Here is a 13,743-nt window from a genome sequence, read left to right on the forward strand (position 1 = left end):
TAGGACCAGCAAAGAATTTTTTTAGCTTAATGCTGGAGATGCTTTTATCATATCTCTGTAGGTATTGAAAAAAATAAGAAACATGGTAAAATAGTAAATTATCATAATGAATTAAATAATGACATACTTATTTATGCTGTGAATTGGCGCAGCGTCTCTACAAGACACCTTAATGTCTAACAATAAGTAAGCTTTTAGGCTTGCTTGGTTTTTAACCTTGCAAAGTGAGGAACTTTTATGGTTTCTAACTTTGCGGCAGGCTTTTTCTATTTGAATCAAAGGAGATTTATGCAGTTACTTGAGAAACGCATCTTAACAGATGGCAATATTCTAGGAGAGAATATTTTAAAGGTAGATAATTTTTTAACCCACCAAGTTGATTGTCGATTGATGAAAGCGATCGGCAAGGTATTTGCTCAAAAATATGCTGAGGCAGGAATTACAAAAGTGGTTACAATCGAAGCTTCAGGTATTGCACCAGCCGTCTACGCTGCAGAAGCAATGGATGTTCCTATGATTTTTGCGAAAAAACATAAAAACATTACCATGACAGAGGGGATCTTAACAGCAGAAGTTTATTCTTTCACTAAACAAGTGACGAGCACGGTGTCTATCGCTGGTAAATTTCTATCTAAAGAAGATAAGGTTTTGATTATTGATGACTTTTTAGCCAATGGTCAGGCAGCAAAAGGTTTGATTGAGATTATTGGTCAAGCAGGGGCACAAGTCGTCGGCGTTGGTATTGTGATTGAGAAATCTTTCCAAGATGGCCGTCGATTGATTGAAGATATGGGCATTGAAGTGACCTCATTAGCACGTATTAAAAACTTTGAAAATGGGAACTTAAACTTCTTGGAGGCTGACGCATAATGATACATTCAACAAAGCAAGAACATTCTCACTCGCAATCAGCTGTCCTTGGCTTACAGCATGTGCTTTCGATGTATGCCGGATCTATTTTAGTACCAATTATGATTGCAGGTGCTTTAGGTTATTCCGCTAGAGAGTTGACTTACCTGATTTCGACAGATATTTTCATGTGTGGTTTGGCTACTTTCTTACAGTTAAAGTTAACCAAGCATACGGGAGTGGGATTACCAGTTGTTTTAGGATGTGCTTTTCAATCAGTGGCACCTCTCTCCATTATTGGAGCGCAGCAAGGTTCAGGTGCCATGTTTGGAGCCCTAATTGCGTCAGGAATTTATGTCATTTTAGTGGCAGGTATTTTTTCTAAGATTGCTCGTTTCTTCCCACCAATTGTTACAGGATCGGTCATTACCGTTATTGGTTTAAGTCTCGTAGGTGTTGCTATGGGGAATATGGGAGATAACGTCAAAGAGCCTACGGCACAAAGCATGATTTTATCATTGTTGACGATTGTCATTATTCTTTTAGTCCAAAAATTTACCAAAGGTTTTGTGAAATCCATTTCCATTTTGATTGGGCTTGTAGCGGGAACTTTGGTTTCAACCATGATGGGATTAGTAGATATAACTCCTGTTGCAGAGGCTTCTTGGATTCATGTGCCAACCCCATTTTATTTTGGCATGCCAACTTTTGAAATCACTTCTATTGTGATGATGTGTATCATCGCAACGGTTTCTATGGTTGAATCAACAGGTGTCTACTTAGCGCTCTCAGATTTGACTAATGATCAATTAGATGAAAAACGTTTGCGCAATGGTTATCGCTCAGAAGGGATCGCAGTCTTTCTCGGTGGGTTATTTAACACCTTCCCTTATACTGGTTTTTCTCAAAATGTTGGACTTGTCCAAATCTCAGGTATTAAAACCCGTCGTCCGATTTACTACGCAGCAGGTATCCTTGTGGTCATTGGTTTACTCCCTAAATTTGGAGCAATGGCGCAAATGATTCCAAGCCCAGTTCTTGGTGGAGCTATGCTTGTTCTCTTTGGTATGGTTGCTCTTCAAGGAATGCAAATGCTTAATCGTGTTGATTTCCAAAAGAACGAGTATAATTTTATTATTGCTGCTGTTTCCATTTCGGCTGGCTTAGGGTTTAATGGCACCAATCTTTTTGCTAGTTTACCAGAGACAGCTCAAATGTTCTTAACGAATGGTATTGTGATTGCCACTTTGACATCTGTTGTCTTAAACCTGCTCTTAAATAGTAAAGATTATTAAGATATCAATGATCATACTAAAAGACAAACCTCAAAAATGAAGTTTGTCTTCAATTTGAAACGACTCAGAGAGAGTCGTTTTTTTGATAGGTTTAATCAGTTAGCTAGAAAGACTCCTAGTTGTTTTTACTAATACATGGCTTGGAAGTATGGTCTTAGTCCATTTGACATCCAGATTTTTTGATCTTTTGTGACCACAAGTCCTTCAATGTGTTTTAGATTATTTAAACAGCTAATAACGGTGGCTTTATCGAGTCCAAAGAGTCGGGTAGTCCATATTTCACAATCCAAAGAAGAAGGAGCCATGACCGTTAAGCTGAGCATATCTGTTTCTATAGGATAGCCTGTCTGACGATCTAAGATATGATGATACTGTTTCCCTTTGGCTGTAAACTGCCTTTCATAAATACCAGAGGTCACTACAGAGTGATTGTTGACCTTGATGAGTCCCAAGTGCTTGCCTCGTCTGGCACCTGGTTCTTGAATTCCAATTCGAAAAGTCTTGTCAGGGCTTTTCGGATTAGGTCCATGAACTAAGACGTTTCCTCCTAAATTGATTAGGGCAAATTCGACCCCGTCTTCGATGAGATAAGCCATGATATTATCTGCAATGTAACCCTTAGCTAAGGCACCCAAATCAAGTGACATTCCAGATCGTGTTAAGAAAACGGTTTGATTGGTCTGATTAATTCTAATGTTTTGGGGATCGGTGAGGGCTAATTGTTGTGAGATAAGCTCAGGACTGGGTAGATTAGCATCAGGAAAGCCGATTCGCCAGGTTTGGACAAGTGGCCCGATAGCGATATTCAAATTACTTGGCGCAGCTAGGCTATGTGATTTACCAATTTGAATAAGAGTCAGCAAATCAGAGTGGGCACGGACGGCTTTGACACCAGCTGCCCTATTAATAACCATCAATTCAGAAGTAGAATCATTGGCAGAAAAACGATGATTGTAAGTATGTAATAGGGTAATCACCGTCTGAAGTTGTTGAGGAGCTTTGTTGGATGCAATATGGATATCAATAACAGTTCCCATTAGTTTTAATTGTTGCGTAACAAACATAATTAGTCCCCTTTTTAGCAGAAGACCCCCACTAAGGAGTGGGGGAAGGTTATTATAATTTTCGTTTCATTTCACCTTGTGGGAAATAAGACCCTTCTGGCATGTCGTTAATAAAAACATGAATGCTTTCTTGAGGTGCTTCAGCGATGCGTGAGACGACTTCAGTCACTTCACGTGCTAATTGATTTTTTTGATTTTGGCTACGACCTTCAAAAAGGTCAATGGTTACAAATGGCATAGGAAACCTCCTTTTCTAGTTATGTCTATTTTATCATGTTGTTGTGAAATTGCCTATGCTTAACAGCTTCTTGAAAAGGCTTACCAAAGGACTTTTTTCTCATTACCAGTGTCGGGTTTTCGAAGAAGTCAATCGCCAAATGAATACAATTATGATAGAATAGAAAGGATAAAAATAGAAGGTAGGATACTCCATTTTGGCTCAATTATACTATAAATATGGGACAATGAATTCAGGCAAGACTATTGAAATCTTGAAAGTAGCACATAATTATGAAGAACAAGGAAAACCTGTTGTCATTATGACAAGTGCTCTTGATACGCGTGATGGTTTTGGCGTCGTTTCAAGTCGTATCGGCATGCGACGAGAAGCAGTTCCTATTTCTAGTGATATGGATGTTTTTAACTTTATTGATCAATTGGAGGAAAAACCTTATTGTGTCTTGATTGACGAAAGCCAATTTTTAAGCAAGCAAAATGTTTATGATTTGGCGCGTGTGGTGGATGAGTTAAATGTTCCTGTCATGGCTTTTGGGTTAAAAAATGATTTTCAAAATGAACTGTTTGAAGGGTCAAAATACCTTTTGCTTCTGGCCGATAAGATTGATGAAATCAAAACGATCTGCCAATATTGTAGCAAGAAAGCCACGATGGTTTTACGAACTGAGAATGGAAAACCGGTATATGAGGGAGCTCAGATACAAATCGGAGGGAATGAAACCTATATTCCAGTTTGCCGTAAGCATTATTTTCACCCACCCGTTAGCACCGAACAGTCAGTCATGACTGAGAAAAAGTAAAAAGAGGAGATGATCAAAACGAATGAACATTTATGATCAATTACAGGCGGTTGAAGACCGTTATGAAGAGTTAGGCGAATTATTGAGTGACCCAGAAGTCGTTTCAGACACCAAGCGTTTTATGGCCTTGTCAAAAGAAGAAGCTAGTACACGTGATACTGTAACAACCTACCGTGAGTATAAACAAGTAATCCAAGCCATTGCTGATGCGGAAGAAATGATTAAGGATGCCAGTGGTGATCCTGAATTAGAAGAAATGGCTAAGGAAGAATTAAAAGAGTCTAAAGCTGCTAAGGAAGACTACGAAGAAAAACTTAAAATCCTCCTCTTGCCGAAAGATCCGAATGATGATAAAAATATCATTTTGGAAATCCGTGGAGCTGCCGGTGGTGACGAGGCTGCCCTTTTTGCTGGTGACCTTTTGACCATGTACCAAAAATTTGCTGAAAGCCAAGGCTGGCGTTTTGAGGTCATGGAAGCCTCTTATAATGGAGTTGGTGGTATCAAAGAAGTTGTTGCCATGGTTTCTGGTCAGTCTGTTTATTCTAAATTGAAATACGAATCTGGTGCTCACCGTGTGCAGCGTGTTCCTGTAACAGAAAGCCAAGGCCGTGTCCATACGTCAACAGCAACAGTTCTTATTATGCCAGAAGTAGAAGAAGTAGAATACGACATTGATCCTAAAGATTTGCGTGTTGATATTTACCATGCTTCAGGTGCAGGTGGTCAGAATGTCAATAAAGTGGCAACTGCCGTTCGTATCGTTCACTTGCCAACCAATATTAAAGTGGAAATGCAAGAAGAACGGACACAACAAAAAAACCGTGACAAAGCGATGAAAATTATTCGTGCCCGTGTGGCTGACCATTTTGCCCAGATTGCTCAAGACGAACAAGACGCTGAACGTAAATCAACCATTGGTACAGGTGACCGTTCAGAACGTATTCGTACCTACAATTTCCCGCAGAATCGTGTGACGGATCACCGTATTGGCTTGACCTTACAAAAGTTGGATACTATTTTGTCTGGAAAGATGGATGAAATCATTGATGCCCTTGTCATGTATGACCAAACACAGAAATTGGAATCTCTCAATAACTAATGAACTATGCTACATTAATCAGGACTTATGAAGATAAACTGGAACAAATAGGTGAGGATCGCGAAAACCTCGCCTATGTTTTTAGGGAACTAAAAGAGTGGTCTAGCCTTGATTTCTTACTTCACCAAAATCAAGAAGTAAGTTCAGATGACTGCCTGATTTTGGAAAAGATTTTCATGGATCTAAGCCAGCATTTATCTCCTCAATATCTAACAGGACGGGCTTATTTTAGAGATCTTCAGCTTTCCGTGGACCAAAGAGTTTTAATTCCAAGGCCCGAAACGGAAGAACTAGTAGACTTGATTTTAGCTGAAAATCCCGATACACCGTTGAGTGCTTTGGATATTGGAACAGGTAGTGGAGCGATTGCTATTTCTCTCAAGAAAGAAAGACCTGCTTGGCAGTTAACAGCATCTGACATTTCAAGTGACGCCCTGAGCTTAGCCCAAGATAATGCTAGCCATTATCAGCTTGATATAACTTTTATCGTTTCGGATGTTTTTAGTCAACTTTCAGGAACCTTTGATATGATTGTGTCAAATCCCCCCTATATTGCCTACGAGGATAAGGATGAGGTAGGTTTAAATGTCTACCAGTCAGAACCCCATTTAGCTCTTTTTGCAGCAGAAGACGGTTATGCCATCTACCGAAGGATTATTGAAGAGGCTTCGAATTACCTAAGTGAAAAAGGGAAGCTTTACTTTGAAATTGGTTATAAGCAGGGAGAGGGCATTAAAGCACTTGTTAACACTCATTTTCCTCAAAAACGGGTTCGGGTCTTAAAGGATGTATTTGGTAAAGAAAGGATGGTCGTCGTCGATCATGGAACGATTAGCTAGTATCATTGAATCAGGTGGCGCTCTTGTGTTACCGACAGAAACGGTTTATGGTCTTTTTGCCAAGGCTTTGGATGAAAAAGCGGTGAACGCGGTTTATGACTTAAAACAGAGACCTCGCGATAAGGCAATGAATCTGAATGTTGCTGATTTTGATAGCATTTTAGCTTTTTCAAAAGAACAGCCAACATACCTTGAAAAACTTTATCAAGCATTTTTACCTGGACCTTTGACAGTTATTTTAAAGGCGAATGATCGTGTGCCTCACTGGATAAATTCTGGACTAGCAACCGTTGGTTTTCGACTGCCCAGTCATCCGATTACTGCAGCGCTAATTCAAAAAACTGGCCCTTTAATCGGTCCTTCTGCCAACTTATCTGGTAAACCCAGTGGTAAGGTTTTTGATCAGATTATACAAGATTTTGATTTTCAAGTGATTGGTTATGCGGATGATCCTTTTCTAACAGGTAAGGATTCAACGATTTTAGATTTGTCAGGCGAAAGCCCTGTGATTTTACGCCAAGGTGCTATTACGAAGGAAGAGTTAGTAGGCAAGATACCTGAGCTTCATTTTTAGGAAAGGGGTTATGCGGATGTTGAGACCATTAAGTAAAGCAGATTGTCCATCACTAAAGGAGATTAATGATAAAGCCTTAGGGTATTGTGTCTCAATCGATTTGGTGGAAAGTCAATTCGAACGATTGATAGATGATGGCCATCATTATTTTCTAGCCTATGATGATGAGGATACTCATCAATTAGTAGGGTATGCTCATGCAGAATGCTACGAGACACTTTACACAGATAAGGGCCTTAATGTCTTGGCTTTAGCCGTTTTACCAGATTACCAAGGAAAAGGCATTGGAAGTTCTTTGGTAGCAGGGTTAGAAGCACTTGCCAAAGAAGAAGAATTTGCTTTTATTCGCCTGAATTCTGCTAGTCACCGCACAGAAGCGCATGGTTTTTATCGAAAACTGAATTATGTGGATGATAAAACACAATTGCGTTTCATTAAGAAATTATAAGGAGATGACGATGATTTTTGATCAAGATAATTTTGAAGCTTTTGATGAAGACCTTTGGGATGCTATTCATGCTGAAGAAGAAAGACAAGAACACAATATTGAATTAATTGCCTCTGAAAATATGGTCTCAAAAGCTGTCATGGCAGCTCAAGGATCTGTTTTGACGAATAAGTATGCAGAAGGCTACCCTGGTAATCGCTATTATGGCGGAACAGAATGTGTGGATATTGTCGAAACGCTTGCTATTGAACGCGCTAAACAGCTTTTTGGTGCTTCATTTGCTAATGTTCAAGCTCATTCTGGCAGTCAAGCTAATGCAGCAGCATATATGGCTTTGATTGAAGCTGGCGATACTGTCTTAGGGATGGATTTGGCAGCAGGTGGACACCTTACTCATGGATCACCGGTCAATTTTTCAGGGAAAACCTACCATTTTGTAGGTTATTCAGTAAATGCTGATACGGAAATGTTAGATTATGATGCCATTTTGGAGCAGGTTAAAGCTGTCCAACCTAAATTGATTGTTGCAGGGGCTTCGGCTTATTCTAGAAGCATTGATTTTGCAAAGTTTCGTGATATTGCTGATCAAGTTGGTGCTTATTTAATGGTAGATATGGCTCACATCGCTGGTCTTGTGGCAGCAGGTTTACATCCTAATCCTGTTTCTTACGCGCACATTGTTACTTCAACAACTCACAAAACCTTACGTGGTCCTCGTGGTGGATTGATATTAACCAATGATGAAGCTCTTGCTAAAAAGATTAACTCAGCCATTTTCCCAGGTCTACAAGGAGGACCTCTTGAGCATGTGATTGCTGCCAAAGCGGTTGCTTTTAAAGAAGCCTTGGATCCATCCTTTAAAGACTACGCACAGGCTATTATTGATAACACTGCGGCTATGGCAGCAGTGTTTGAGCAAGATGAGCGCTTCCGCCTTATTTCTGGTGGGACAGATAATCATGTTTTCTTGGTAGATGTTACCAAAGTGATTGCAAATGGTAAGTTAGCTCAAAATCTTCTCGATGAGGTTAATATTACTCTAAATAAAAATGCCATTCCTTTTGAAACCTTATCTCCTTTTAAAACATCAGGCATTCGTATTGGTTGTGCAGCTATAACCAGTCGTGGCATGGGAGTTAAAGAAAGTCAGACTATCGCTCACCTCATTATCAAAGCCTTGGTTAATCATAATCAAGAAACTATTCTTGAAGAGGTTCGTCAGGAAGTGCGTCAATTAACAGATGCTTTTCCACTCTATAAAAAATAAGGAACCATGTTAGACAGTTATATCAAACGTATCGTTATTCATCAGTTTTCCCCTAATGACACAGAATTATTACTATCTGATCGCTTGGTGAGCATTACACCACGCATTGATGAGTATTTTCGGAAAAAATTAGCTAAAGTATTTTCAGATGAGGCTAAGAGAGGTCAATTTGAGCCTGATAATGCCTTTTTTGCAACTATCAGTGATGATCTTTTAGAAACCTCCGTCACCCTTGCTCAATTATGGAAAGAAGCATTTGTCATTGCAGAGGATCAAAAAACCAATGATTTGGTGTTTATTCAGTTCGATAAAGATGGAGAACCCTTCTTTGCCTTCCTACGAATTGCCTTAAAAGAGCAGTTCGCTCACCTTTCTGATAATTATGAACACCCTTTTACGGTAACACAGAATAATTTGCCGAGTCCTACCCAAACACCGGACGAAGCACTGGTCATTAATCTTAAATCTGGTCAGTATTATTTGATTGAGAAACGTGTGAAACATAATGGTAGTTTTGAACATTATTTTTCGGAGACTCTTTTAAAGGTTAAACCTGAACAGTCAGTTAAAAAATCAATCAAAATGATTGAACAAACGGCTCAGAAAATTGCAGAGAACTTTAATCAAGATGATTTTGCTTTCCAATCCAAGATGAAGTCAACGCTTTTTAACCAATTAGAAGCTGATGATACCTTATCACCAGAAAAATTAGCTGATCAGCTCTTTGATGATAATTTAACGGCCCGTTTAACCTTTGTGGACCAAGTCAAAGAAGCGATTCCAGAACCCATAAAAATCAGTGATATTGATCATTCCAGACAAATCAAAAAACTAGAAAGCCAAAAATTATCGTTGTCAAATGGCATAGAGTTGACCGTGCCAAATGCTATTTATCAGGATGCCGAATCAGTCGAATTCCTGTTAAATGATGATGGGACTTATTCCATCTTAATTAAGAACATAGAGGATATTAAAACAAAATAAATGTTTAAATTCATTAAGCGTGTCTGCGCTCTGCTCATTTTTTTGCTTATTTTCTATCAAGTGCTTGTTATTCGACACAATGTCCATCGTGTCTTGGCTTACAAGCCGATGGTTGAAAAGACCTTAGCAGAAAATGATACGAAGGCAAATGTAGACTTAGTCTTAGCCATGATATACACAGAGACAAAAGGTGGCGAAGCAGATGTCATGCAGTCCAGTGAAAGTAGCTCTGGAAAGAAAGACTCCATTACAGACAGTCAATCTAGCATTGAGCATGGGGTGAGTTTGCTTTCTCATAATTTGTCTCTAGCTGAAGAAGCAGGGGTTGATTCTTGGACAGCAGTTCAAGCCTATAACTTTGGAACAGCTTATATTGACTATGTTGCTGATCATGGTGGGCAAAATACTATTCCTTTAGCCACAACTTATTCTAAGACAGTAGTTGCTCCGAGTCTAGGAAACACTAGCGGCCAAACTTATTTTTACTACCACCCTCTAGCTTTGATTTCTGGAGGCAAGCTTTATAAAAATGGTGGTAATATCTATTATTCACGAGAAGTTCATTTCAATCTCTATTTAATTGAATTAATGAGCCTTTTCTAGAAAGTCATTATGAAACGATTACGTCCATATGTGAAAGGGTACCTAAAAGAAACTATCTTAGGTCCCATTTTCAAATTATTAGAAGCTTTATTTGAATTATTAGTGCCTTTGCTGATTGCTAACTTGATCGATGTACAGATTGGTCAGCGAAACAGTCAAGGGATTTTTGGGGTTGTCTTAACCTTATTTGCCTTAGCAGCTGTTGGTCTGGCATTCTCTATGACAGCTCAATACTATTCGTCCAAGGCTGCAGTAGGCTTTACAAAACAGATGACCGATGACCTTTTTGAGACAATCATGGGACTCCCTAAAGAAGAACAGGACCGCTTAGGTTATGCCAGCCTTTTATCTCGTTTGACCAGTGATAGTTTTCAGGTTCAAACAGGTATTAACCAATCGTTACGTCTTTTTTTAAGAGCTCCTATTATTGTCTTTGGTGCGATAATCATGGCGTATTGGATTAGTCCCAGTCTTACGTTGTGGTTTGTGATAATGGTGGTCATCTTATTGGGGCTTGTTTTTGGCATTTCTCGTTTTTTAAACCCGCTCTATCGTGTGATTCGTCAGGAAACGGACCACTTAGTTCGTCTAACCAGTCAGCAATTGCAAGGGATTCGGGTAATTAAGGCATTTAATCAAACTCAAAATGAACTTCAAACGTTTAAAGAACAAAACGATAGCTTAAGTCATAACCAATATCAAGCTGCTACCCTAGCTAATCTCTTAAATCCAATGACGTTTCTAGTGGTTAACGTTACCTTGCTGATTCTGATTTGGCAGGGAAGTTGGCAAGTGTCTTCTGGCACACTCAGCCAAGGCATGCTAGTGGCTTTAATCAATTACCTCTTACAGATTTTATCAGAACTGTTAAAAATGACCATGCTAATGGGAACAATCAGTCAGAGTGTAACAGCTGCAAACCGCATTAGTGAGGTTTTAACTTTATCTGAGCAAAAACCAATACCACTTGGCGAATCTCAATGGAAGTCTTCAATGCTTTTAACCATTAATCATCTGACTTTTACCTACCCAAGAGCATCAGAACCTAGTCTTTATAACATTCAATTTAGTGCTAATCAGGGAGAATGGATTGGCATTATCGGAGGAACAGGAGCGGGGAAAACAACATTAGTTGAGTTGATTTGCCGCACTTACTCACATAATCATGGCGAAATTAGCCTTAAGTGGCAAGGGCAGACACCAAAAACAGTAGAGGACTGGCGCCGTTTCATTGCTCTTGTTCCTCAAAAAGTCCAACTGTTTAAAGGAACAATCAGAAGTAATCTGATGTTAGGGCAATCCACTCCTGTTGAGGATCAGAAGCTTTGGCAGGCACTGGAAATAGCCCAAGCAAAAGACTTCGTCGCTGCTTTACCAGATCAATTAGAGTCTCCGGTTGAAGCTTTTGGGCGTAATTTCTCAGGAGGTCAACGTCAACGCTTAGCCATTGCCAGGGCTCTTGTTAATCCAAAACCGCTGTTGATTTTAGATGATGCCAGTTCTGCCTTGGACAATGTGACTCGTGTCCAACTTTTTAAAGCATTGAAAGAGGAATTATCAGATGTCTTAGTGATTTTGGTGACACAATCTATTAAGAATTTAGCTTTTGTTGATAAGATTTTACTTTTGGATCAAGGACACCAGCTTGGTTTTGCCAGTCATGAGGAACTAAAGACAACTCATTCAGTCTATCAAGACATGCTAGCACTTCAACGGAAGGGGGAGGCAAAATGACAAAAATCAATCACCACCTCCTGGATCGCTTGTTCAAAGACTTGTTGAAGAAACGTCTGTATGTTTTTATACTTGTAGCAGCTAGCCTTGTTCAAGTAGGATTGAGTGTCTACCTGCCAGTTCTTATCGGTAAAGCTGTTGACGTCATCTTACTAGCCAATCATTGGCAAACCCTGAAGTGGCTCCTAGTGCAAATGGCAATAGTGGTTTCAATCAACGCTTTTATTCAGTGGATAATACCTCTTTTCTATTATCGTCTGCTTTATCGCTATAGTCAGCAATTAAAAAATGATCTTTTAGGAAAAATTCATCAACTACCCTTTGCCTATCTCGATCAGCAAACCATTGGAGATTTGGTCAGTCGAGTGACAACTGACACAGAACAACTTTCTAATGGCCTACAGATGGTATTTAGTCAATTTGTAACGGGCTTGCTGACGATTCTATTTACTATTTTTGCTATGGCGCAAATTGATTGGATGATGTTAGCCGTAGTGCTAATCCTAACACCCATTTCTCTTTTTCTTGCCCGCTATATCGCCCAAAAGAGCTTTCACTATGCCCGAGAGCAAACACAAAGTAGAGGAAATCTAGCTCAATTTACAGAAGAGATGATACGACAAGAAAGCTTGGTTCAAGTCTTTAATGCTCAAAATCAGGCTATTGAGAATTACAAGTATTTTAATGAAATCTATAGCGAAGCCTCACAAAAAGCTATTTTTTATGCCTCAACAGTTAACCCAGCAACGCGATTTATTAATAGTGTCATTTATGCTTTATTGGCAGGTTTAGGGGCTATGCGTATTATGGCTGGTCTTTTCTCCGTGGGTCAATTAGCGACTTTTTTAAATTTTGTTGTTCAATACACTAAGCCTTTTAATGACATTTCTTCAGTGATGGCAGAAATCCAAAGTTCTCTGGCGTGTGCACAACGTCTCTATCATCTTTTAGATCTTGAGGTAGCGAAGCCTGACGATACTTTACCATTTAAAACTTCAGAAGTTAAGGGACAAATTGATTTTGAGAACGTTAGTTTTTCTTATCAAAAAGAAAAACCACTACTTCAAGAGATTAGCTTTTCTGTTGCTGCTGGTTCTAAAGTAGCAATCGTCGGTCCAACAGGATCAGGAAAAACGACCTTAATCAATTTATTGATGCGTTTTTACGAGGTAGATGATGGCAGTATAATGTTGGATCAAGTGCCTATTAAGGACTATGACAAAGAAGAATTCAGGTCTATAATTGGCATGGTCTTACAAGAAACATGGTTAAAGGATGCCACTATTCATGATATCATTGCTTATGGCAGTGACAAAGCTAGCCGAGAAGAAGTGGTGGCAGCTGCTAAAGCGGCCAATGCTCATTTCTTTATTATGCAACTTCCTGAAACTTATGATACTTATCTATCTTCGTCTGCCGAAGCGTTATCACAAGGACAAATCCAATTATTGGCCATTGCACGTCTATTTTTGAGAAAACCTAAAATTTTGATTTTAGATGAAGCCACATCATCTATTGATATCAGAACAGAAACGATTATTCAGGATGCTCTTCAACAGTTAATGAAAGGTAGAACGAGCTTTATCATTGCTCATCACTTATCAACAATTCAATCAGCTGATTTGATTTTAGTCATGAATCAAGGGCGATTGGTTGAGTGGGGAACACATGCCATCTTAATAGCAAAAAATGGATGTTATGCTAGATTACAACAAATAAGGTAAAGTTCGTCTTTTAACAAAGATGAACTTTTTTATATTAGCAAAGTTAGTTAATTAACAAACTTTAAACTGTTATATAAAAAAATAATAGTGAAAAAATGGACAATCTTCTGTGATAAATGAGAAAATCGGTTGATGAAAGAAGAAATAGATAAGAAAAGTGAGCAATATATTTGGAAGCGTTTTTTGACTGTGATATAATAAAGCCCTATATAATATTGTGAAA

Annotated in this window: 14 protein-coding genes and 1 riboswitch; of the genes, 12 read left to right on the forward strand and 2 right to left on the reverse strand. The window is 39.0% G+C overall.

The window, feature by feature from the left end:
* Positions 1-107: 107 nt before the first annotated feature.
* Positions 108-203: riboswitch (purine riboswitch) on the forward strand.
* Positions 204-288: 85 nt separating this feature from the next.
* Complete coding sequence (locus DYD17_RS05420) at positions 289-870, forward strand: xanthine phosphoribosyltransferase (protein WP_115252853.1); 582 nt, start codon at positions 289-291, stop codon at positions 868-870.
* Positions 870-2,144 carry a nucleobase:cation symporter-2 family protein gene (locus DYD17_RS05425; RefSeq protein ID WP_115252854.1) on the forward strand — a complete coding sequence of 425 codons (1,275 nt, stop codon included), beginning with the start codon at positions 870-872 and terminating at the stop codon, positions 2,142-2,144. Before DYD17_RS05420 ends, DYD17_RS05425 begins: the two co-directional genes overlap by 1 nt.
* A 128-nt stretch (positions 2,145-2,272) precedes the next feature.
* Here the strand turns inward: DYD17_RS05425 and DYD17_RS05430 are convergent, their stop codons facing one another.
* Positions 2,273-3,208 carry an FAD:protein FMN transferase gene (locus tag DYD17_RS05430; protein WP_115252855.1) on the reverse strand — a complete coding sequence of 312 codons (936 nt, stop codon included), beginning with the start codon at positions 3,206-3,208 and terminating at the stop codon, positions 2,273-2,275.
* A gap of 52 nt (positions 3,209-3,260) precedes the next feature.
* Entirely contained in the window at positions 3,261-3,446 is a 186-nt protein-coding gene (locus DYD17_RS05435) for a 4-oxalocrotonate tautomerase (protein WP_115245880.1), read from the reverse strand.
* Positions 3,447-3,642: 196 nt separating this feature from the next.
* On the opposite strand from DYD17_RS05435, the gene DYD17_RS05440 reads away from it, so the two are divergent.
* Genes DYD17_RS05440 through DYD17_RS05485 form a run of 10 tightly spaced genes read left to right on the forward strand, consistent with a single transcriptional unit; the run spans position 3,643 to position 13,520 of the window.
* Positions 3,643-4,245 carry a thymidine kinase gene (locus DYD17_RS05440; RefSeq protein ID WP_003050525.1) on the forward strand — a complete coding sequence of 201 codons (603 nt, stop codon included), beginning with the start codon at positions 3,643-3,645 and terminating at the stop codon, positions 4,243-4,245.
* Between the two features lie 22 nt (positions 4,246-4,267).
* Complete coding sequence (prfA, locus tag DYD17_RS05445; RefSeq protein WP_115252856.1) at positions 4,268-5,347, forward strand: peptide chain release factor 1; 1,080 nt, start codon at positions 4,268-4,270, stop codon at positions 5,345-5,347.
* Complete coding sequence (gene prmC / locus DYD17_RS05450) at positions 5,347-6,186, forward strand: peptide chain release factor N(5)-glutamine methyltransferase (protein ID WP_115252857.1); 840 nt, start codon at positions 5,347-5,349, stop codon at positions 6,184-6,186. Before prfA ends, prmC begins: the two co-directional genes overlap by 1 nt.
* A complete protein-coding gene (locus DYD17_RS05455) occupies positions 6,170-6,760 on the forward strand; it encodes an L-threonylcarbamoyladenylate synthase (protein ID WP_115252858.1) in 591 nt (196 codons plus the stop codon). Before prmC ends, DYD17_RS05455 begins: the two co-directional genes overlap by 17 nt.
* A 16-nt stretch (positions 6,761-6,776) precedes the next feature.
* Positions 6,777-7,208, forward strand: coding sequence for a GNAT family N-acetyltransferase (locus DYD17_RS05460; RefSeq protein ID WP_003050529.1), 432 nt, complete (start codon positions 6,777-6,779; stop codon positions 7,206-7,208).
* A gap of 10 nt (positions 7,209-7,218) precedes the next feature.
* A complete protein-coding gene (glyA, locus tag DYD17_RS05465) occupies positions 7,219-8,475 on the forward strand; it encodes a serine hydroxymethyltransferase (RefSeq protein ID WP_115276398.1) in 1,257 nt (418 codons plus the stop codon).
* 6 nt (positions 8,476-8,481) lie between these two features.
* Complete coding sequence (locus DYD17_RS05470; protein ID WP_003050531.1) at positions 8,482-9,459, forward strand: nucleoid-associated protein; 978 nt, start codon at positions 8,482-8,484, stop codon at positions 9,457-9,459.
* On the forward strand, positions 9,460-10,062 hold the full coding sequence (locus DYD17_RS05475; RefSeq protein WP_003050532.1) for a lysozyme family protein: 603 nt from the start codon (positions 9,460-9,462) through the stop codon (positions 10,060-10,062).
* Between the two features lie 9 nt (positions 10,063-10,071).
* On the forward strand, positions 10,072-11,796 hold the full coding sequence (locus DYD17_RS05480) for an ABC transporter ATP-binding protein (protein ID WP_115252859.1): 1,725 nt from the start codon (positions 10,072-10,074) through the stop codon (positions 11,794-11,796).
* Positions 11,793-13,520 (forward strand): ABC transporter ATP-binding protein, encoded by a 1,728-nt coding sequence (locus DYD17_RS05485; protein WP_003050534.1) that lies wholly within the window; start codon positions 11,793-11,795, stop codon positions 13,518-13,520. The genes DYD17_RS05480 and DYD17_RS05485 overlap by 4 nt, the downstream gene beginning before the upstream one ends.
* Positions 13,521-13,743: the final 223 nt, after the last annotated feature.

The organism is Streptococcus dysgalactiae subsp. dysgalactiae, from assembly GCF_900459225.1.
GTDB classification, from domain to species: Bacteria; Bacillota; Bacilli; order Lactobacillales; family Streptococcaceae; genus Streptococcus; species Streptococcus dysgalactiae.

What these genes read in the sequence shown, in the direction of transcription:
- glyA (WP_115276398.1), top strand. Translation starts at nt 7,219, where the DNA reads ATGATTTTTGATCAAGATAATTTTGAAGCTTTTGATGAAGACCTTTGG.
- DYD17_RS05455 (WP_115252858.1), top strand. Translation starts at nt 6,170, where the DNA reads ATGGAACGATTAGCTAGTATCATTGAATCAGGTGGCGCTCTTGTGTTA.
- DYD17_RS05480 (WP_115252859.1), top strand. Translation starts at nt 10,072, where the DNA reads ATGAAACGATTACGTCCATATGTGAAAGGGTACCTAAAAGAAACTATC.
- prfA (WP_115252856.1), top strand. Translation starts at nt 4,268, where the DNA reads ATGAACATTTATGATCAATTACAGGCGGTTGAAGACCGTTATGAAGAG.
- DYD17_RS05435 (WP_115245880.1), bottom strand. Translation starts at nt 3,446, where the DNA reads ATGCCATTTGTAACCATTGACCTTTTTGAAGGTCGTAGCCAAAATCAA.
- DYD17_RS05430 (WP_115252855.1), bottom strand. Translation starts at nt 3,208, where the DNA reads ATGTTTGTTACGCAACAATTAAAACTAATGGGAACTGTTATTGATATC.
- DYD17_RS05475 (WP_003050532.1), top strand. Translation starts at nt 9,460, where the DNA reads ATGTTTAAATTCATTAAGCGTGTCTGCGCTCTGCTCATTTTTTTGCTT.
- DYD17_RS05485 (WP_003050534.1), top strand. Translation starts at nt 11,793, where the DNA reads ATGACAAAAATCAATCACCACCTCCTGGATCGCTTGTTCAAAGACTTG.
- DYD17_RS05425 (WP_115252854.1), top strand. Translation starts at nt 870, where the DNA reads ATGATACATTCAACAAAGCAAGAACATTCTCACTCGCAATCAGCTGTC.
- DYD17_RS05460 (WP_003050529.1), top strand. Translation starts at nt 6,777, where the DNA reads ATGTTGAGACCATTAAGTAAAGCAGATTGTCCATCACTAAAGGAGATT.
- DYD17_RS05420 (WP_115252853.1), top strand. Translation starts at nt 289, where the DNA reads ATGCAGTTACTTGAGAAACGCATCTTAACAGATGGCAATATTCTAGGA.
- prmC (WP_115252857.1), top strand. Translation starts at nt 5,347, where the DNA reads ATGAACTATGCTACATTAATCAGGACTTATGAAGATAAACTGGAACAA.
- DYD17_RS05470 (WP_003050531.1), top strand. Translation starts at nt 8,482, where the DNA reads ATGTTAGACAGTTATATCAAACGTATCGTTATTCATCAGTTTTCCCCT.